The organism is Bacillus sp. 03113 (assembly GCF_006546985.1).
Lineage (GTDB): Bacteria > Bacillota > Bacilli > Bacillales > Cytobacillaceae > VATK01.
The window spans coordinates 1-20,719 of sequence record NZ_VATK01000032.1 but is presented as its reverse complement, the minus strand read 5'-3'; the positions used below and the strand labels follow the sequence as shown (position 1 = coordinate 20,719).

General features: G+C 35.9%; 20 protein-coding genes and 1 tRNA gene. 17 read left to right on the top strand and 4 right to left on the bottom strand.

Annotation, left to right across the window (positions count from 1 at the left end):
- The first annotated feature begins 108 nt into the window (after positions 1-108).
- Positions 109-181, top strand: a tRNA-Lys gene (locus FDO66_RS20125).
- Between the two features lie 131 nt (positions 182-312).
- Here FDO66_RS20125 and FDO66_RS20120 read toward each other — a convergent pair.
- Positions 313-468, bottom strand: coding sequence for an aspartyl-phosphate phosphatase Spo0E family protein (locus FDO66_RS20120; RefSeq protein WP_141434444.1), 156 nt, complete (start codon positions 466-468; stop codon positions 313-315).
- A 521-nt stretch (positions 469-989) separates the two neighbouring features.
- On the opposite strand from FDO66_RS20120, the gene sigW reads away from it, so the two are divergent.
- Both sigW and FDO66_RS20110 read left to right on the top strand, forming a co-directional pair.
- Entirely contained in the window at positions 990-1,553 is a 564-nt protein-coding gene (sigW, locus tag FDO66_RS20115; RefSeq protein WP_141434443.1) for an RNA polymerase sigma factor SigW, read from the top strand.
- A 17-nt stretch (positions 1,554-1,570) separates the two neighbouring features.
- On the top strand, positions 1,571-2,203 hold the full coding sequence (locus FDO66_RS20110; RefSeq protein WP_141434442.1) for an anti-sigma factor family protein: 633 nt from the start codon (positions 1,571-1,573) through the stop codon (positions 2,201-2,203).
- A gap of 247 nt (positions 2,204-2,450) precedes the next feature.
- Here the strand turns inward: FDO66_RS20110 and hisC are convergent, their stop codons facing one another.
- Positions 2,451-3,515, bottom strand: coding sequence for a histidinol-phosphate transaminase (gene hisC / locus FDO66_RS20105; protein ID WP_141434441.1), 1,065 nt, complete (start codon positions 3,513-3,515; stop codon positions 2,451-2,453).
- A gap of 300 nt (positions 3,516-3,815) precedes the next feature.
- Here hisC and cdaA point away from each other — a divergent pair, with 300 nt between their 5' ends.
- The 4 genes from cdaA to glmS all read left to right on the top strand — a co-directional run bounded on the left by cdaA (position 3,816) and on the right by glmS (position 9,621).
- Complete coding sequence (cdaA, locus tag FDO66_RS20100; protein ID WP_141434440.1) at positions 3,816-4,643, top strand: diadenylate cyclase CdaA; 828 nt, start codon at positions 3,816-3,818, stop codon at positions 4,641-4,643.
- Entirely contained in the window at positions 4,636-5,934 is a 1,299-nt protein-coding gene (locus FDO66_RS20095) for a CdaR family protein (protein ID WP_141434439.1), read from the top strand. Before cdaA ends, FDO66_RS20095 begins: the two co-directional genes overlap by 8 nt.
- Positions 5,935-5,968: 34 nt before the next feature.
- Positions 5,969-7,321 (top strand): phosphoglucosamine mutase, encoded by a 1,353-nt coding sequence (gene glmM / locus FDO66_RS20090; protein WP_141434438.1) that lies wholly within the window; start codon positions 5,969-5,971, stop codon positions 7,319-7,321.
- A 497-nt stretch (positions 7,322-7,818) separates the two neighbouring features.
- Positions 7,819-9,621, top strand: a complete 1,803-nt coding sequence (gene glmS / locus FDO66_RS20085) for a glutamine--fructose-6-phosphate transaminase (isomerizing) (RefSeq protein ID WP_141434437.1) — start codon at positions 7,819-7,821, stop codon at positions 9,619-9,621.
- 464 nt (positions 9,622-10,085) lie between these two features.
- On the opposite strand, the gene FDO66_RS21365 is transcribed toward glmS, so the two are convergent.
- Both FDO66_RS21365 and FDO66_RS21360 read right to left on the bottom strand, forming a co-directional pair.
- On the bottom strand, positions 10,086-10,235 hold the full coding sequence (locus FDO66_RS21365) for a Rossmann-fold NAD(P)-binding domain-containing protein (protein WP_258535810.1): 150 nt from the start codon (positions 10,233-10,235) through the stop codon (positions 10,086-10,088).
- A gap of 22 nt (positions 10,236-10,257) precedes the next feature.
- Positions 10,258-10,455, bottom strand: coding sequence for a hypothetical protein (locus FDO66_RS21360; RefSeq protein ID WP_258535809.1), 198 nt, complete (start codon positions 10,453-10,455; stop codon positions 10,258-10,260).
- 204 nt (positions 10,456-10,659) lie between these two features.
- On the opposite strand from FDO66_RS21360, the gene FDO66_RS20075 reads away from it, so the two are divergent.
- The 10 genes from FDO66_RS20075 to FDO66_RS21050 all read left to right on the top strand — a co-directional run bounded on the left by FDO66_RS20075 (position 10,660) and on the right by FDO66_RS21050 (position 20,596).
- Positions 10,660-11,694, top strand: a complete 1,035-nt coding sequence (locus FDO66_RS20075; RefSeq protein WP_141434436.1) for an alpha/beta fold hydrolase — start codon at positions 10,660-10,662, stop codon at positions 11,692-11,694.
- 76 nt (positions 11,695-11,770) lie between these two features.
- The gene (locus FDO66_RS20070) at positions 11,771-12,361 is read left to right on the top strand and encodes a TetR/AcrR family transcriptional regulator (RefSeq protein WP_141434435.1); all 591 of its coding nucleotides are present in this window, start codon (positions 11,771-11,773) and stop codon (positions 12,359-12,361) included.
- 530 nt (positions 12,362-12,891) lie between these two features.
- Positions 12,892-13,287: an FtsX-like permease family protein gene (locus FDO66_RS20060; RefSeq protein ID WP_141434434.1), complete on the top strand. Its 396-nt coding sequence runs from the start codon at positions 12,892-12,894 to the stop codon at positions 13,285-13,287.
- 909 nt (positions 13,288-14,196) lie between these two features.
- Entirely contained in the window at positions 14,197-14,688 is a 492-nt protein-coding gene (locus FDO66_RS20050; protein ID WP_141434432.1) for a GNAT family N-acetyltransferase, read from the top strand.
- 556 nt (positions 14,689-15,244) lie between these two features.
- Entirely contained in the window at positions 15,245-15,802 is a 558-nt protein-coding gene (locus FDO66_RS20045; RefSeq protein ID WP_141434431.1) for a sigma-70 family RNA polymerase sigma factor, read from the top strand.
- Positions 15,803-17,170: a DUF4179 domain-containing protein gene (locus FDO66_RS20040; RefSeq protein WP_141434430.1), complete on the top strand. Its 1,368-nt coding sequence runs from the start codon at positions 15,803-15,805 to the stop codon at positions 17,168-17,170.
- A 316-nt stretch (positions 17,171-17,486) separates the two neighbouring features.
- A complete protein-coding gene (locus tag FDO66_RS20035; RefSeq protein ID WP_141434429.1) occupies positions 17,487-18,467 on the top strand; it encodes an aldo/keto reductase in 981 nt (326 codons plus the stop codon).
- Between the two features lie 245 nt (positions 18,468-18,712).
- Positions 18,713-19,276 carry a GNAT family N-acetyltransferase gene (locus tag FDO66_RS20030; RefSeq protein WP_141434428.1) on the top strand — a complete coding sequence of 188 codons (564 nt, stop codon included), beginning with the start codon at positions 18,713-18,715 and terminating at the stop codon, positions 19,274-19,276.
- A gap of 351 nt (positions 19,277-19,627) precedes the next feature.
- Positions 19,628-20,155 carry a YagU family protein gene (locus FDO66_RS20025; RefSeq protein WP_141434427.1) on the top strand — a complete coding sequence of 176 codons (528 nt, stop codon included), beginning with the start codon at positions 19,628-19,630 and terminating at the stop codon, positions 20,153-20,155.
- Positions 20,156-20,437: 282 nt separating this feature from the next.
- The gene (locus FDO66_RS21050; protein ID WP_181444684.1) at positions 20,438-20,596 is read left to right on the top strand and encodes a glycine zipper domain-containing protein; all 159 of its coding nucleotides are present in this window, start codon (positions 20,438-20,440) and stop codon (positions 20,594-20,596) included.
- The last annotated feature ends 123 nt before the right edge of the window (positions 20,597-20,719 follow it).

Below are 20,719 nucleotides of genomic sequence, written 5' to 3'. Positions count from 1 at the left end.
GGGCTATAGCCAAGCGGTAAGGCAACGGACTTTGACTCCGTCATGCGCTGGTTCGAATCCAGCTAGCCCAGCCATTTTTTGCTGTATGTTCAGCAAGGAAATCAAAGTGAGCCATTAGCTCAGTTGGTAGAGCATCTGACTTTTAATCAGAGGGTCGCAGGTTCGAATCCTGCATGGCTCATATTAGATCTTAGGAATAAATCATTCCTAAGGTCTTTTTTATTTCCTAAATAATTTAAATATTATTTGGATTTAGCATTATAGAGTAAGAAAATAGGGAATGAAGGATTTGATAGATAGATCCTTCATTCCCTATTTTTTTATTAATAAGTAATATTTGTTTAACAAATGATCCAATTTTGTACTTGCTTCAACGACTTGTTGATGGGAAAATGAATGTTGAGAGGCTAAACTTACCATCTCTTTTCGACTTTTTTCTATTTCAGTTAACAATTCATGAACTCTCATATAGAACCAACCCTTCAACATTTTATCCCTCATTTTCCTATCTATTTCTATTCTCATTTTCCTATTTATGTCGAGATAGAAAACGAGAGCAATTTTTGAATGATAGAGTTTTTACTTATGTAAAAAAGTATAAAACAAGAAGAGGGTTTAGTTCAATTTAGTATTTTTATTCCCATGATTGAAAATTTTTAAACATAATATTCTATTTTTTGTTAGTATAATAATAATTGTATTTTTTTTCAAGATTTAAAGATTGGTTTAATAAATAGCATGTACATTTTGATCTTTCGGGACTTAACGGGATGTTTTGCTATTAATAAAGAGAGTCAGAGTGTCGATTCAGCGCCTAGCCCTTATAAAAAATAACCCTATGTTTCTAAAGCCAAAAACGTTTTTGGAGCGAAAGGAACATTTTTCTTTAGGCTAAAAAGGGCGCTTGCACTTTTCTTTAAAAAAATGAAACCTTTCTTGCTATCGATTCGTAATATCGTATAGCCGCATTAGAGCGGAGGTCATAATTAATGGAAGCTATTGTAAAGAAAAGGATAAAGCAAGTATTAAAAGGAGACCAAAATGCTTTCGGTGAAATCATCGAAATATATAAAGATAAGGTTTTTCAAGTTTGTTTCCGAATGCTAGGGGATCGGCATGAAGCTGAAGATATTGCACAGGAGGCATTTATTCGAGCATATGTAAATATAAGCAGCTTCAATATAAACTTGAAGTTTTCAACCTGGCTGTTCCGTATTGCTACTAATTTATGTATCGATCGAATAAGAAAGAAAAAACCAGATTATTATTTAGATGCAGAAGTGGCTGGGACAGAAGGTTTAACTATGTATTCTCAAATAGCGGCAGAAACCTCCTTACCAGAAGATGATGTAGAAAGCTTAGAATTACAAGAGACCATTCAAAAAGAGATATCAAAGCTTCCAGAAAAATATCGATCGGTTATCGTATTGAAATATATCGAGGAGCTTTCTTTAAATGAAATCAGTGAAATATTAGATCTTCCATTAGGCACCGTTAAGACTAGGGTTCATAGGGGAAGAGAGGCACTGAGAAACCAATTACGACATGTTTAATAAAGAAGGTGAAAACATTGAAGTGTCCAGGCAGAATAGTAGAATTAATGCATGAATTTTTAGATGAAGAGATCTCAGCTGATCATGAAAAAGAACTGAGAATGCACTTGCAAAATTGCAAGGAGTGTCATGCCTATTTTCACGAGTTAAAAAGAGTCATTGCGTTTGTGCAAAGTACATCACATATACAAGCTCCAGCTAATTTTACCGAAAATATTATGGCGAAGCTTCCAAAAGAAAAGAGGAAGGTTGGCGTTCAAAGATGGCTTAAGCATCATCCAGTCATGACTGCTGCCTCATTATTTCTTGTTCTTATGATGGGCAGCCTGCTATCCATGTGGAATGAAGACCAACAGTTTTCTGTATCTAAGCAGCCTAATCTCGTCGTACAAAATGATACGGTTACGGTTCCCAAAGGGGAAGTCGTTAAGGGCGATGTGATTGTGCAAAATGGCAAGCTTCATATAGAAGGTGAAGTTGACGGCAATGTAACCATTATTAATGGTGAAAAATACATGGCGTCAGCTGGAAAGGTAACAGGAGAAATAAAAGAAGTGAACGAAGTATTCGAGTGGCTTTGGTACCATATTAAAAAGACAGCGACCAATGTCATGAATATATTTGATAACGGGAAAGAAGCAAATGCTTAAAAAGAAAAGAGGAAGCGCCTTGAACATCCGTGATCAGTATAAGCCTAGCGGGGATGGGTGCTCGCCGATTAAGTACGCCACGACCTTAGGTCTTCTTCGGCACTAGTACATCCTGTACGTCTGAGCTAGAAACTAGTCTACCTTCAAAAAGCTTATACTTCTTATCATTTAAAAATAAAGCTCTGCCAAAAATAGCAGAGCTTATTTTATTCGATCTATCTAACTCGAAACGGGATTTAAGAAAAGATCAAGTCCTTTGGAGGATTGTTTTGACTCCAGATAGAAATTGCTCCATTTCTTCATCAGTACCAATAGTGACTCTTAAATAGTTCGATATTCTAGGTTTATTAAAATATCGAACGAGGATCCCCATGGTTTTTAATTGATGAAAAAGAAATTCAGCTTCTACTTCTGGATGAGTAATAAAAATAAAATTCGCTTTCGATGGAACGATAGAAAATCCAAGCTCTTTTAATTGAGCGGTAGTATGCTCTCTTGTAGCCATGATTTTTTGAGCTGTTTCCTGAAAATATTGGTTATCTTCAATCGCTGCAACAGCACCGGCTAGTGCTAAACGATCAATTGTATAGGAGTTAAAGGAATTTTTTAATCGATTAAGTCCATCTATTAATTCAGGGTGGCCAAGTGCAAAGCCAACACGAATTCCAGCAAGGGAACTATATTTTGAAAGTGTTTGCACGACAAGTAAATTGGGATAATCATGTATTAACGGAACTGCGGATTCCCCTCCAAAATCAACGTAAGCTTCATCAACTATTACAACGCTATCTGGATTTGCATCTAGAATCGTTTTTATAGATGTTAAAGGAAGAAGCTGACCGGTTGGAGCGTTCGGATTTGGAATCACCACTCCCCCATTCGGCTCACAAAAAGGAGTCATGGGAAGACTAAAGTCATCATCAAGAGGAATGAGGTTAACATTTAAATCGCATAAATTCGCGTAAACCTTATAAAAGCTGTATGTAATGTCGGCAAACAATACAGGACGATCAGGAGAAAAGAAGGACATGAAGCTAAAGCCTAGCACCTCATCTGATCCATTGCCAACAAAAACTTGATTGCTGGATAGCTTAAAATGCTTGGCAATCGTTTCTCTTAATTGATCACAGTTTGGATCAGGATATAAACGCAGCTGATCATTAACAGCTTGTGTGATGGCTTCTAGTACATAAGGAGAAGGAGGATATGGATTTTCATTTGTATTTAATTTTACATATGATTTATCCTTCGGCTGCTCTCCAGGTACGTAAGGTTCTAGTTTTTTGACTAATTGATTCCAATACTGACTCATAGTACACCTCTTCTTTAAAATGCTAACAATGGTTTTTGAAATTAGACTATTATCTTATTCGCGTATATTAAGAATAACAGTTCTTTATTTTTCTCGTCTAGTCCAGAAAATTCAAGTGTTTTGATCTGCGACGCAAACTTTTTGATTTTACGAATTGTTATGATATTATTAAGCGTTGCTAACAAGGTCAGATTATATATTGCGAAAGAAAAAACATCTGAATTTATGTTATAATGGAAACGTTACATTTTGAAAATAGAAGCGATATTGCTTTTGAAATATATTTTTGGAGGAAGGACAATGTCAATTGTAGATCTCCCTATTTTGAAGTATTTAGCTAATACTGTAGACATTCTCCTTGTATGGTATGTTATTTATAAACTTATTACGATAATACGAGGAACAAAAGCCGTTCAGTTATTAAAAGGTATATTTGTTATATTAATTGTAAAATTAGCCAGCGATCTCTTTGATTTACAAACGCTTGGATGGATAACAAAACAGATTCTAAATTGGGGATTTTTGGCGATTATTATTATATTCCAGCCAGAACTAAGAAGAGCACTTGAACAATTAGGAAGAGGAAAGTTCTTTTCAAGAAGCGGCACACCAGAGGAAGAAAGTCAAGAAAGGGTCGTTGATTCGATTGTCAAAGCTGTTGATTATATGGCAAAACGGAGAATTGGCGCGTTAATTTCAATAGAAAGAGAAACGGGCATGGGTGATTATATTGAAACAGGCATACAGCTGAATTCACTCATTTCTTCTGAGTTGCTTATTAATATATTTATCCCGAATACACCGCTTCATGATGGAGCAGTGATTATTCAAAAGAATTATGTTGCAGCAGCAGCCTGCTATCTCCCGCTATCAGAATCGCCCTTTATTTCAAAGGAATTAGGTACAAGGCACCGAGCAGCTATGGGGATTGGCGAGGTGACTGATAGTATTACAGTGGTTGTTTCAGAAGAGACAGGAAGTGTTTCTCTAACCAAAAATGGGGAATTATTCCGCGACTTAAAATTAGATGTGTTTAAGGAAATGCTTGCAAATGAATTATTATCACAAAGTAAAGTAAAACAGACTTCATCACCTCTGTGGAATTGGAGGGGGAAGAAAAATGGATAAGTTCATTGATAAATTAATTGATAGCAGTTGGTTTATGAAAATCGTTGCTTTATTGCTTGCATTGCTGCTATTTAGTTCCATATATGATGGAAGTAAGGATCTTTCTGATAATTATGTGCCGGGAGATCAAGATTCTACAACCATTCATAATGTTCCGGTTAAGGGTTATTATGATACAGAGAATCTTGCTGTTTCAGGAATTCCTAAAACAGTGGATGTTCACATTAGTGGTCCCAAAAGCCTTCTTCAGCAAGTCAAAATACAGCAGAATTTTGAAGTATACGTAGATTTAACGAAAGCTGAAATTGGTAATCAAAAGGTCAAATTAAGAACGAGAAATATAACGGATAAATTAGAGGTTACCATTAAACCGGATACCGTTCGAGTAGATGTTCAGGAAAAGGTAACAAAAGAATTCAAGGTTGAACCTGAATTTAATAGTCGAGCGATTCAAGATGGATATATTTATGAAACACCGGTCGTAAATCCGGGCATGGTAAAAATCACTGGAGCAAAAAATGTTATTGATCAGATTTCTTACGTAAAAGCAACGCTAAATATTCGAAATGCTACGAATCGAACAGTCAGTCAAAATGCAGCCGTCACGGTTTTAGACAAAGATTTAAATAAACTTGATGTAATAGTTCAACCAAATTCAGTGTTAGTGACGATTCCTATTAAGAGCTCAAGCAAGACGGTGCCCATTAGAATCGTTGAAAAAGGGACTCCAAAAGCCGGAGTAAGTATTGATTCGATTAAACTGAATGTAGATGACGCCAAAATAACTGGTAAAAAAGAGGTTTTAGATAAAACTCAGAATGTAAGAGTAGAAGTAGATATCAGTAATATTGATGCAGATACCGAGTTAACACTCCCAGTCATTATTTCAGACGGTATTACATCGGTCGATCCAGAAACTGTAAAGGCCACTGTAAATGTCACTCAACAGACGGATACTCAAGCAAGTACGAGTCCAAATGCGGGTACATCTAACCCAGTGACACAAGTGAATAAAAGCATTTCAAATATTCCTATACAAATACAAGGTTTAAACGATAACTATGTAGCGACCTTTAGGGATCCAGTTAATGGAAAGTTGAACCTAGATATTACAGGGGATGAATCGGTTGTAAAAAATTTAACAGCTTCAGATTTTGCTTTGATTGTAAATCTAACTGGTTTGGAAGCCGGACAGCATGAAACGAAAATAGTTGTAAATGGTCCAGCCAATATTAAATGGACACTTCCAAAGGAAACGGTCAGTATTTCAATTTCTCAAAAAGAAGCTTAGTGAAAAGGATTATATTAGAAGGAGCGATTAAGGAATGGCTAAATATTTTGGCACCGACGGAGTACGGGGAGTTGCAAATAGCGAATTAACGCCTGAGCTGGCTTTTAAGCTAGGGCGTTTTGGAGGATTTGTACTTACAAAAGATAAGAATCGTCCAAAGGTATTAATAGGGCGTGATACACGTATTTCAGGACATATGTTCGAAGGTGCATTGGTAGCAGGCTTATTATCTATTGGAGCGGAAGTCATGAGGCTGGGTGTCATTTCGACACCCGGAGTTGCGTATTTAACTAAAGCTCTCGGCGCACAAGCAGGGGTTATGATTTCTGCTTCTCATAACCCTGTCGCCGATAATGGAATCAAATTTTTCGGACCAGATGGATTTAAGCTATCAGATGAACAGGAGCAGGAAATTGAAAGATTGATTGATCTTGAAGAAGATGAGCTTCCAAGACCAATTGGTGCAGAGCTTGGGCAAGTAAATGATTACTTTGAGGGTGGACAAAAATACCTTCAATATTTAAAGCAGACAGTAGATGAAGATTTTACAGATATACATATTGCTTTAGATTGTGCACATGGAGCAACTTCAGCATTAGCCACTTATTTATTTGCTGATTTAGATGCAGATCTTTCAACAATGGGTGCTTCTCCAAACGGCTTAAATATAAATGATGGAGTTGGGTCCACACATCCTGAAGCAGTAGCTAAGTTTTTATTAGAAAAGCAAGCAGATGTAGGTCTTGCGTTTGATGGAGACGGAGATCGTTTGATCGCAGTTGACGAAAAAGGACAGGTTGTCGATGGCGATCAAATTATGTATATTTGCGCTAAGTATTTAAAAGAGCATAGCAGGCTCAAGGAAAACACAGTGGTATCTACTGTAATGAGTAATTTAGGCTATTATAAAGGGCTGGATGCTCAGGGGATTGGAAGTATCCAAACGGCTGTTGGCGATCGATACGTCGTCGAAGAAATGAAGAAAAATGGCTACAATCTTGGAGGAGAACAATCCGGGCATATTATTTTCCTTGATTATAATACGACAGGTGATGGATTATTAACCGGCTTGCAGCTCATTAACATTATGAAAGCAACGAAAAAATCATTATCGGAGCTTGCTGGTGAAATGAAAAAATACCCGCAAAAGCTCGTTAATATTCGTGTGACGGATAAATACCATGTGACAGATAATGAAAAAGTAAGTTCGATTATCACACAGGTAGAAAACGAAATGAATGGCAATGGCCGCATATTAGTTCGTCCTTCAGGTACAGAGCCACTTGTTCGTGTCATGGCTGAAGCCCCTACTCAAGAGCTGTGCGATAATTACGTTGCACGCATTGCAGCGGTTGTGGAAGAGGAAATGGGATTAAAAGAAGAATAGGAAATTGGTTCATGCATAAGGGTACAAAAAGGGGCCCTTATGCATATTTTTATATAGGGAGGTAAATAATACCTTCTTACGGTCGGTAATAAAGGATGTTTCAAAGGAGTTGAAATGGATAGCTTGTTCAAGCACTGCATTGTATCCTTCCCTTTTTAGTTGACGAAACGGTTCAAATTAGGGTATGATAAGCATGCTTTTGTAAATAATGTCAGAAGCATATTTTGAAAAGAAAAGGAGGATAGTAGTGTTTTTATGAAGCGCCTGAACTAACCATACGAGCGGATAAATCGGTTAGTTGACGAGGAAAGAGGTTATCGAAAATTCGGCGGATGCCTCTCGGTTGCAATAGCACAGCCGCAGAGCTCTTCTTTAAATCATTTAGGCAACTGAATGGACAAAGGGAAGAGTATGCTAATTTTTTGACATTTGAGATAAGGGGGCAAGTATGCCCCTAAAGAAGGCTTCTTGCCCCCAAAGAATTGGAGGAAAGAAGTATGTGCGGAATTGTTGGATATATTGGAAATGAAGATTCAAAGGAAATTTTACTAAAAGGCTTAGAAAAGCTTGAATATAGAGGGTACGATTCAGCAGGGATTGCTTTAATGAATGGAGAAGGTGTGCATATTTTTAAAGAAAAAGGACGAATTGCTGATTTACGAGGCGGCGTAGATGGTTCTGTTTTTGCACACACAGGTATTGGTCATACTCGCTGGGCTACACATGGTGTACCAAGTAGATTAAATGCCCATCCACATAAAAGTACATCTGGACGTTTCACGCTTGTTCATAATGGGGTTATTGAAAACTATGACATCTTAAAACGAGAATATTTGCAAGGTGTTTCTTTTAAAAGTGATACAGACACAGAAGTTATCGTACAGCTAGTCGAACATTTTGTTCAAGAAGACTTAAGTGTAGAAGAAGCGTTTCGAAAAACGCTGCAGCTTTTAAAAGGATCCTATGCTCTTGCTCTTTTGGATGAAGAGAACAGTGAAACGATTTATGTTGCGAAAAATAAAAGTCCTTTACTAGTCGGTCTAGGTCAGGACTTCAATGTTGTAGCAAGTGACGCTATGGCTATGCTGCAGGTAACCGATCAATATGTAGAATTAATGGACAAAGAAATGGTTATCGTAACTAAAGAATCGGTTACGATCCAAAACTTAAGCGGAGATGAAATGGAGCGAGCTCCTTTTACAGCAGAGCTTGATGCGAGCGATATTGAAAAAGGAACCTACCCGCATTATATGCTGAAGGAAATTGATGAACAGCCGGTTGTGATTCGAAAAATCATTCAAAAGTATCAAAATGAGCATGGTGAATTAACCATTGATCCTGCTATTCTTGATGCTATAAATGATGCCGATCGACTTTATATCATTGCAGCTGGTACGTCTTATCATGCTGGTTTAGTCGGAAAGCAATTTTTCGAAAAGATGGCGAAAATCCCTGTAGAGGTTCATGTAGCAAGTGAATTTGGCTATAACATGCCATTGCTGTCAGAAAAACCATTATTCATTTTCATTTCACAAAGCGGAGAAACAGCCGATAGCCGCGCTGTGCTAGTGAATGTAAAGGAAATGGGCTATCCTACGCTCACCGTTACAAATGTGCCAGGATCTACCCTATCTCGTGAAGCCGATTTTACCCTTCTTCTGTATGCTGGACCAGAAATCGCGGTTGCTTCAACAAAAGCCTATACAGCTCAATTAGCTGTATTAGCCATCTTAGCAGAAGTAACAGCTTCTAGCCGCGGCATGGAATTCAACTTTAACCTCGTTCATGAACTAGGAATCGTTGCAAACGCCATGGTCATGCTTTGCAATGAAAAAGAAGAAATGGAAAAAATCGCTTACGAGTTCTTAACTGTTACACGCAACTGCTTCTTCATCGGCCGTGGAATCGACTTTTATGTCGGCCTAGAAGGAGCATTAAAGCTAAAAGAAATCTCATATATTCAAGCAGAAGGCTTTGCAGGCGGCGAATTAAAGCACGGAACCATTGCTTTAATTGAAGAAGGCACCCCTGTTATTGCATTAGCCACACAAGAAAGTGTCAACCTAAGCATTCGAGGAAACGTCAAAGAGGTCGCAGCGCGTGGAGCCTACCCATGCATCATCTCCATGAGAGGCTTAGAAACCGACGAAGATCGCTTTGTCCTTCCAAGCGTGCACGAACTATTAACACCCCTTATCTCTGTAGTAGTTTTACAACTCATCGCCTACTACGCAGCCTTACATCGTGATTGTGATGTCGATAAACCAAGAAATTTGGCGAAATCGGTTACGGTTGAGTAGGGTTTGGTAGAGGAGTATATCATTGTGTTGATTTAAAATAAAATCGTACCGTTTATAAAAAAAGATGTACCGTTTTAAAGAAAGTTATACCGTTTGTAAAAAAGTTGCACCGTTTCATTCCTTTTTGATTAAAGAATTCTAAGTGATTTTATAATCAAACTTTTTATAAAATGGAATGGTTTATTCAAAAAGAAAAGAATCCATTTTGATCAATCTTTTTTCAAAATGGATTCTTTTTTTGTGCCGTAGAATATGGGTTTGCTGAACGTTTTTGATTAAACTTTATTTTAAAGCTATAGTAGGGTCCTTAGCGTAACATGGCTGCTTCGGTAGCCGTTTTTTATTTTACTTAACTATTGAGCAGGAGTGTTTAGTATGATAATGAAGAGTACAATGAGAGGGGAATTGGAAGTATCCAGTTCCCTGGGTAAAAAATGTCACATGTGATGGCAAAGTATTTTTATTTACCAGTGTACTGGTCCATTTTCATCAAAAAATTGCCCAGTTGGTCCATCAGCGGATAGGGTAGCGATGGAAGCCCCTTGTTCAACCGTACGATATCCCTGGTGCTGATTAAGATCGGTAGCCGTATATCCCGAATCGGCTGAATTCACTTTGATCGACGCTTCTTTTAATTCACGTTGCAAATTGAATGGTTAGAGCAGTCACGGCTGTTTTTGAGGCATTGTACGCTAGTAAGCCTGCACTTGCATAACCGACCCACCCCGGATCGCAGTTTAATGTTAATGAACCTAGCGAACTGGACAAGTTGACAATACGCCCAGAGGACGACTTTCGAATGAGCGGCAGCATGATTTTCGTGACCGAAAACACTCCGAAAATGTTGGTTTCGAAAGTGTTTTTTAATACGGAAAATGCTACTTTCGATTTAGCTAGTCTATAGTATCCTTCCCTACAAAGAAAACTTCTCTGGAATATTCACGATGAAAATTTATCATTGACAGATACCTGAAAATACTTCATTCTAATAATGAGTGAGTTACTCACTCATCAATTAAGGAAAGAAGGTATGTTCAAATGGGCAAAACCAATATTCTGAGGGAAATAGTTCTGCGAAAGCGTAATCAGAGTAAGAATGCCAAGGAACTTCAGATCAACATTACGAACAGTATCGTTGAAGGCAGTTACGTTAAAATCGGAGGTATCGATCAATGGATAACTATACGCGGCGAGGATCGAAATAATCCTGTTTTGTTGTTTATCCATGGTGGGCCGGGTTCTACGTATTCTATCTTCAGCCCGTTGTTACGTTCTTGGGAGAAGCACTTCACTATCGTTCACTGGGATCAGCGTGGCGCAGGTAAGACATTCCGCAATAACGGTAAAGATGGGAGCGGAACTATCACTTTCGATCGCCTCGCTCAGGATGGGATAGAGGTGACTGAATACTTACGCGATAAACTCGGCCATCAAAAAGTAATTTTAATCGGAAGCTCCGTTGGTAGCTTGATTGGTGTCATGATGGCAAAGCTTCGACCAGATTTCTTTTATGCATATGTCGGCACAGATCAGAATGTCCCGGATCCACAAAATCTTTTCAAATTAACAGTCAATGCTCTCCGTGCAGTTGGTAATACGAAAGGTGTTCAGCTGCTTGAGAAAATGGGGTCGGATCAGTCCCGGTGGAGTCGCAAAGACTTCGACAAAAGGAATCGATTAATCGTTAAAGCTATTAAGGATGTTCCCAATATGATTACAGACCTAATTTTGCCATCTATGATCTCTTCTCCTGAACACAAAATACATGATATGATTGATATCTTTAAAGGTATGAGTTTTTCCATTGACCACCTATTTGATGAATTAATGAATTTTGACTTAAAAAAACTTGGAATGCGGTTTGAACTGCCAATCTTTATTTTTCAAGGAGATACAGATATTTTAACGCCGACTGAATTGGCTAAAGCATATTACGACGAGATTGAAGCTCCCCACAAGGAATTTGTTCTAATCAAGAACGCTGGCCATCTTGCGTGTTTTGCCCGTGCCGATCAGTTCCTTGAGGAGTTGATAAAGAGAGTTCGTCCGCTGGCCCCTACGTCTATCGACTAATTGTAGAAGCAATAATTTCACTAGATTGATGGTACAATGAATATAACATTTTTCAAAGATCTGGAGGTTGGAACGATTGTCTCCATTAAACAGACAGCAGCTTGATCAAATCCGAGACGAACGCAGAGAACAGATAAAGCAAGCGGCGCTTAAAGTGTTTGCTCGTCGAGGGTACACAGGAACGAAAACGAGCATGATCGCTAAGGAAGCAAGTATTAGCGAAGGACTAATTTACCGCTATTTCAATTCTAAAAAGGAACTTTTCATCACGCTCGTCCAAGAATTGATGGAAGAAGCGAGAAGGGAACTCGAGTATGTTCAATACTTACCAGGAACACCCTTTGAACAAATCAGAAACTTGACAGAAAACATACTTGATGAGAACAATAAGTACGCCTTTATGCTAATTGAACGGGCCCGTAAGGCGGAAGATGTCCCAGAAAAGGTCACTCAGATCTTTGAAGAACTTTCCACGAATGTTCTGATTGATCTGTTGGTTCCTGTCTTCGTTAAAGGGCAAGAATCGGGCGAATTTTCGCCAGGGGAACCCCGAAAGATGCTGTCCTGGTATTTTACCATCATTAACAGTCTTCTCACTCAGGATGAGGTTGATGAAGAGTATGGGTTGCCAGATGTGGTTGTGTTAATGCGTATTTTGACAAAATAATATTTAACTTAAAAGAAACTAAAGACATATACTTCTTTATTCCACAATCAGCCCGATTGTAGAGTAACACAGGTAGAAAATGATCAAACTTTTTTATAAAAACCAAACTTAAATTGCTAAAGAAGAATCCATTTTGATCAATCTTTTTTCAAAATGGATTCTTCTTATTTATCGTAAAATAAGGGTTTGCGAGGTATTTTTACTCAAACTTTATTTCAAAGCTACACATTGTTGTGAATTTTAATATATTTTGTCACAACTTTGAACATAAAATGTCATAAGATTTGAATATGATTTGTCATAGACCAGTAATATCAAAAGCCTTGTTTAGAAGAACAGGTAGATATACTTTTTTATGCTGTACTTTTAGTCGTGATCGGTACTTACCTGATGTTTGTTTCGGTTAGCATCATGATTTTGAAAATTCTGCGCCGCAAGGAACATATTTTTTATCAGTGCAAGAATTTCTTTGTTGTTTCGGGAATACAGGAGATGCAACTATTGAGAGCAAATACATTGAGCACTATAGAATGATGGCCACATTTGGTGGTTTACTGTTTTTTAGTATTGCGCTCACAAGTATTCTGTTGATAGAAACGGCAATTAGCATTTTTTATAAACAGATTTCCGAAGGTTATGATGATAAACAAAGATTTCAGATTCTAAAAAAAGTAGGTATGGGGGAACGGGAACGGAAGCAGACACTGCGCAATCAGGTACTTATTGTATTCTTTTCGCCGCTTATTGTCTCGATCCTTCATATTGCAGCGGCATTCCCAATGATAACGAAAATATTAGCAATGGCCCATATGGATAATATTCCTCTGATGATTGGTTGCACTTTCGTCTGTATCCTTCTTTTCACACTGTTTTATGGATTCGTTTTCGTGATGACTAATAAATCGTATAATAGGATTGTCAATTGAAAAATAGGTCATTATCACAATATGGTATTTTAACTAGTTAATGATTTTGTGTTCAAAAATGTGGAATCAACCGTTTTTCCTAGATTCCCGGGGAGTGGTAGACATCCTATTCGTAACTTTAATCAAGCAAAAATAATTTAGCATTTTAGTTAGTGTAAAAAAACTCTATCAAGATTGTGAGGTAATAGTAACTAGAATTAGACTTGAAATTAAGTGGAAAATTAGCGCATTCTTTTCTCTAATTTTTTAATAATTGAAAGTATTTATGCTCCTATGGTCGAATTGACAGACACGACATTTTACTAAACTTTTACCATAAATCTTGAATTGAGGTGTTATAATGAACACATCCTTGGTCGCTTTAGTCCTTATTACTCTTATAATACTTCTCATCCCTTTTATAGTTTTCTATAAAATAAGCAATAGGAAAAGCAAAAAGCAGTGTACAGTATTCTTCTTTTGCTACTTAATTTGCGCTTCTCCTATGTTATATGTCGTTATTGATGATACGATTAAGCAATACAAAGATGCTAATATTGGCATGGGTATAGGAATCTTTCTAACCTGGTTTCTTACTGCATGTTTGTATTTAGTTTTGCTAATATTTTTAATCATTAAATTTAAGAACCGAGTTAAATGATACACAGTTTGTACCCCACATCTAGTTGCCAGAATCATTGTTTTTGGGTAAAAAGATGTACCGTTTTTGACAAAGTTATCTCGTTTGTAAAAAAGATGCACCGTTTTACCCCTTTGGATATGGCTGTCTAAAGGGGTGTTTTTATGTCAAAATGCTTATTTAAATGGAGCAGGTATTTCAGTTTTTCTTGGGTGCAGTAAAATTGAATTGCCTCAAGATCACTAGATATAATTAAACTCTAATAAAAATTTTTCTAGGAGTGGAATTTTATGAATACCGACATCGTTGTAAAAGAATATTGTAGCGAGTATCAATCTCAAATAATAGATTTAATCCTACATATACAGCAAAATGAATATAATATCCCAATATCAAAGGATGACCAACCTGATTTACTTGATATAGAGATTTTCTATCAGAAGAATAACGGTAATATTTGGGTAGCTCTTCATAATGATAGAGTTGTAGGCACTGTTGCTCTATTGGACATTGAAAATGACCAGGTGGCATTAAGAAAGATGTTTGTAGCACAAAATTATAGAGGAAAAATATTCAATACTTCTTCACTTTTATTAAATACTGCTATAGACTGGGCAAAGAAAAGAAAGATGCAGGGAATATATTTGGGAACGACACTACAATTTGTAGCTGCCCATAGATTTTATGAAAAAAACGGTTTTCAGAGCATAACACTTGAAGATTTGCCAGCCAAATTCCCAGTAATGAAGGTTGATAAAAAGTTCTATAAATATACAATTTAAATATAAAGAATATTTTTTTATCTGAATCTAATAAAATTCAAATTCATACAAAACCTTTTTCATATCTCAAGTTGTCTTCAGCCCCCCATTACACTGATTATTTTTTACATTAGAATTTTAATACAACATTTACTTCAACAATGGACAATTAGTATTGGTTCTCCCAATAATGTTGTTTTTTAGGACAAATGAATCAAATTGGTTGTATGTTAATAAAGCTATTCCATATATAGTAAGTAATTTAGATAGTATGCAATAAAACGCTTCTTACGATTACTTGAGAATTCAGCTGCCAATACGGTGGCTTTTTTTACTTATAAAAGAAGTTTAATTACCTGTAGCTTTTGGAGTATTAGGACTAGATTGTGGTAGTTAAGTTGTTCTAAAAATACTTGGTGAATAAAACATCTTCTTAAATAAACTACATTTAAATGAAAGTTTTACAATCTTTGATTATTTATAGAGCGTATTCTATTTTTACTCTTAAAACTTATTAAGAAAAAATGAACAATTTTAGTTGGTTATTTATCTAATATACGAGAAGGGAGGAAAGGGTTTGAAAATACTGGCTTTAAAGAATAGCAAGATAAAAAAAAGTAAAGATATCGTTTCATTAGCAAAGAAAGGAGAAAAAGAAGCATTTATTTCTTTAATTCAACAAAATAAAATCAACTTGTATCGAGTTGCTAAAGCTATGCTACATAATGAAGCGGATATAGAGGATGCTTTACAAATCACAATTTTAAAGGCGTATGAAAATATTAAAAGTCTAAGGAAAAATAATTACTTTAAGACTTGGTTAATTAGAATTCTTATTAATGAATGTAATTCGCTATTAAAAGAAAAAAAGAAAATAATTGCACTAGATAGCTTATCTGATTTTCAAGTAGCATCGGAAGATACCTATACAAATATTGATTTATTTAATGCAGTTTATACACTGAAGGAAGAACTTAGAGTAGTAACCGTTCTTTTTTATTATGAGGATTTATCAACAAAGGAAATATCTAAACTTTTAAAAATACCAGAAGGAACAGTAAGGTCCCGTCTTTCAAATGCAAGAGGATTATTAAAAAAGATTTTCAAAATCGATGAATCAGAAGGAGGATTATAAATGAATACTGATTTTGATGATGAAATAAAAGAAAAAATTGCTGTTGAAAGAACAATAATTCCTGAAAGAATAAATGATAAGATTCAAGATACTTTGCAAAATCTTACCGTAAAGAAAAAACAGACTAATAAAAAAATATTAGTTGCTTCATCGCTAGTGGCAATGAGTTTTTTATGTTTTATTTTAAGTAATAATTATTCGTTAGCACAAAGCATACCATTTGTTGCTTCTATCCAGAAATATTTTTCGCTTAGTGATAATTACGAAAAAGTAGCAGAAAAATCTTCTGCTACTCAAATAAGTAATGGTGTAAAGGTAGAAATCACTCGTACTATTTTTGATGGATATCAATTATTAGTGGCATATAAAGTAAATAGTAGTAAAGCTTTTCAAGAAAAGCCCTCAATTCTCCCGAATAATGCAATAATTAAAGCTAATGGTTCAGAAACAAATATAACAAGTGATACAGAGTATGGACAATTTATAGATAATCAAAAGAAGACATATACAGGTGTTGCAGTATTCTCTTTAAATAAAGGTAGCTTTGAATCTATAAATTCAGAAAATATCAATAATGACCAATATTATTATGATGAAAAAGCGCTTCAAGGCCAACAAATTGATATAGCAAATCTTCCGGATAAATTTGATTTAGAATTTGATATAAATCAATTAGGAAGAGAAGAAGAGAAAATTGAAGGAAAGTGGAGTTTTAAACTGCCTATTGAGAGTGAAAAGGCAAAAGGAAATGTTAAAGAAGTAGTAGTAGATGCTGATTTTAGTAAGATTGGACCAGATATAGCAGTAGAGAAAGCAGTTGTTACACCAATTCGAATTTATCTGCAAAGCACTGCAAGTGATAAAGATTCATTTTTAGACTATCTTATTAAAGATGATAAAGGGGAAACAAAAAAATGGCTTGGTGGATCTGTAGCAGGCCACTATATAGGAAAAGAACGAAGTATTAGCAACTTTGAAAATAACAATACAGCCGTTAATTCCATTTCAATTATTCCTTATCGCTTAAACAAATCATATAAAATGGAGGGGGTTACTCTTAATAAAATAGGAAGCACAAAGCTCCCAATTGATAATAATAAAATTTTAACGATTACAAATGTTGTTGAGAAGGAAGGGAAGACCTATTTTTATTACCAATCAGACTATCCATTAAGTGACTATCTACCATTCACATTGAAGGATTCGGAAGGAAAAGAATATATAAGAAATTTGGAAGAGAGCAAAGAACTACAACAAGATAAGGAGTCTGTACTTGTGTTTGATGGAATTCTTCTTGATAAAAATCTTACTGTATATAATCCTAATACTTATTATTATGATTATGAGTTAACAGTGAATTTAAAATAGTTGAGTATTCGCGTTATGTAAAGAAGAAGAGAGTATTATTTTCTGGTAAGAATAGATTATATAAAATGTGTATCATTAAGTATAAAGGTGCTTTGCTTCAGTAAGGAGCAAGGCATTTTTCCTTAATTAAGTATTCTCCTATTAATTTTTTTTATAATTTTGCGTCCATTTCAAGTTTATTTCGTCCTCTATATAGTAACAGCAAGGTATAGGGTAGTTGAACAATTTGTTTTCGTAAGAAAAAGGCAAAAAGTTTTGTTAAGATAACCAACTATATTAGCAGCTGCTACAAAAAATAACGAGGGAGAGGTTTGTTTTGGAATATACCTTTTTAGGAAGAACTGGATTGCGGGTTAGCCGTTTGTGTTTAGGTACGATGAATTTTGGAGTTGATACAGATGAAAAGACCGCGTTCCGAATTATGGATGAAGCGCTCGATGCGGGTATTAATTTTTTCGATACTGCCAATATCTATGGCTGGGGAGAGAACGCAGGTTTGACAGAGAGCATAATCGGAAAATGGTTTTCACAAGGGGAGCAACGCCGAGAGAAAATCGTTTTAGCGACTAAAGTGTACGAGCCTATTTCTGATCCGAATGACGGACCAAACGATATGAGAGGCTTGTCTCTTTACAAGATCAGACGCCATCTAGAGGGGTCACTGCGGCGGTTACAGACAGATCATGTAGAATTGTACCAAATGCATCACATCGATCGGCGGACACCGTGGGATGAAATATGGGAAGCTTTCGAGACTCAGGTTCGATCAGGTAAAGTCGACTATATTGGATCTAGCAACTTTGCAGGCTGGCATTTAGTGAAGGCACAAGCTGCAGCAGAGAAACGGAATTTCATGGGACTTGTCACCGAACAGCATAAGTATAGTTTATTAGAGCGAACAGCTGAGATGGAGGTGCTGCCGGCAGCCCGAGACATTGGTTTAGGTGTAGTCGCTTGGAGCCCCATTGCAGGAGGGCTTCTCGGAGGCCATGCGCTGAAAGATGATGCCGGAGCTCGAACAGCTAAAAGAGCAGATTTAATCGAAAAGCACCGTTCACAGCTTGAGAGATTTTCGGCTTTATGCAAGGAACTAGGGGAGAAAGAAGCCAACGTCGCTTTGGCGTGGTTGCTGGCAAATCCAGTTTTGACGGCACCAATTATTGGACCGAGAACAGTAGAGCAACTACGGGACGTCATCAGAGCGGTTGAAATCAGTCTGGAAGAGGACTTGCTCCGCGAATTGAATGAAATCTTTCCTGGACCTGGGGGAGAGACGCCTGAAGTATACGCTTGGTAAGCGAAATAAAGATTGATAATTTTATAATAAAGTCTGATCGTTTATAATAAAGATTGATAATTTGTAAAAAAGTTTGATCAAAATCCTGTTGTGAAAATGCAGGATTTTTCTTTTCTTATTGACAGCGGGTGCAGGTTTTTATTTACAAAGGAAATTTTGAATATTTTGAAGAAAAGTTATACTAGTTGGTAATAGTCTTGGGATTGAAAAAAATAAGTTTTTAAACGATCAAGGTGTGATTTTGAGTGTATAACGTTGAGATAAGAAGACCACGAATTGAGGACAATGAAGAGCTACATCATTTTTTTTGTACTGTCATTAACGATACGTTTGCTAGAGAAGGTTTATCGGATTTGATTGATGATATAGAAAATGAAATTGAAAATAAGAAACAATACTTGAAATGTGATTTTGATAGCAATGGGAAAAATCGATATTTTTTGATAGCTTTAGATAAAAATTGTAATAAAGTTATCGGTACAATTGAATATGGTCCTGCAAGTGAATTGATTAATACTTGCACAAATGGAGCCTTGAAAGAATTGTATGAGATAGGAACTGTTTTTGTACTTCCAGATTATCAAAGACTTGGTATAGGGTCTTTACTTTTAAATGTAATGTTTCTGACCTTGCTGAATAGGGGCATCAAAGAATTTTGTTTAGATAGTGGATATACTAATGCACAGAAGATATGGAAGAAGAAATTTGGCAAGCCTGATTATTTGCTGAAGGATTATTGGGGTGAGGGGTGTGATCATATGATTTGGAGGAGATGCACCAATGATATTCCCATACTATTTAGTAGATAATTAAAGTTCGCTTTAAGAACATTTGATTTATATCCACTGGGGGCGTTTGTACAAAGTCTATCATGTTAATAAGAAGCATGTTTTGATCAATCTTTTTTCAAAATATGCTTTTTTTATTTGTTCATTTATCGAGAATTTTTAGGGTTTAATTTGATTTAACTTCATTGAAATCTACAAATCATTTTTCAATTGGCAACTGTATAAGGTATTGATCAAGTAATTAAGTGACACTTTATTGTCACATAATGTATATTGATTACTTCTCATTTAGGTGTAAAATTCTCCATGTGAATAAGTGCACAAAGTGGATAATTCATTTATTTAAAATTCTAAAAAAGAAGGAAGTATTATATGTCTAGTAAAAGTTTAACTTCTAAAAGTAATGTTTCTACTGCTATTATTGTTGGGATTATCGGAGGTTTAATATCAGGAATTGTTAAATTAGGATGGGAGATCCTTCTTCCCCCTAGAACAATAGAAAGAAATTTGACAAATCCTCCACAGGAACTTTTGCAGCAAATGGGGGTACCATCAGATATTACACATTTAACATATATGTATTCAGGGATTGAAGTACCTTGGGTGAGCCTAATTATTCACTTTTCTTTTTCCATAGGAGTAGCAATATTGTATTGTGTTTTGGCTGAATATTACCCTAAAATTAAGTGGGGCCAAGGAATCGTATTTGGATTATTTATGTGGATTGCATTTCATCTTATTATTATGCCTGCTTTGGGTACAGTCCCTGCAATGTGGAATCAACCGTTTTCTGAACATTTATCTGAAGCTCTAGGACATATGCTATGGATGTGGATTATTGAAGTCTTTAGAAACAAAAGTGAGTTGCAAAACAGAATTTCTCAGGAATTAGGCATCTAGAAGCCCTTATTCATTTCAATGGGACAATCTTTGTTTCTAGCAGAATCAACTGCAGAGCAAAAGATTGAAGATGTATAAATTTATAATGGTTGATAGACTTATTTTAATGTTGAAGTGGTTTGGAAATAAAGTTAAACCTATATATAAAGTTTAAAATCCTGTACAAAAAAATACGGGATTTTTTTTGTTATAAATCTATAGGGACAAGATAATGAAACCAAAAAATATGCCATTCGTATAAAAGTTATAATCAATAATTTTGATGAAAGAAGGTATATCCTTTTGGATAAAAAAAACCAGGAAGCAATAGGAACTGGAATATGTATAGGGACAGCATTGGGGGTAGTTTTCGGTTTGCTTTTTGATAATCTTGCTTTAGGGCTTGGAATCGGTATTGCGCTTGGGGCTGGAATTGGGGCGTCTAAAAGAAATAAAAAGTGATTGTCTTTTAACCAAGTAGTAAATCTTAAAAAGGGTATTAGCTTCATGGTAGTGTCAAAAGTTCTATGAAAAAACAGATTTTTGTTCAAGCTAATGCCAAAAGAAGTTTTCTGACCGCCACAA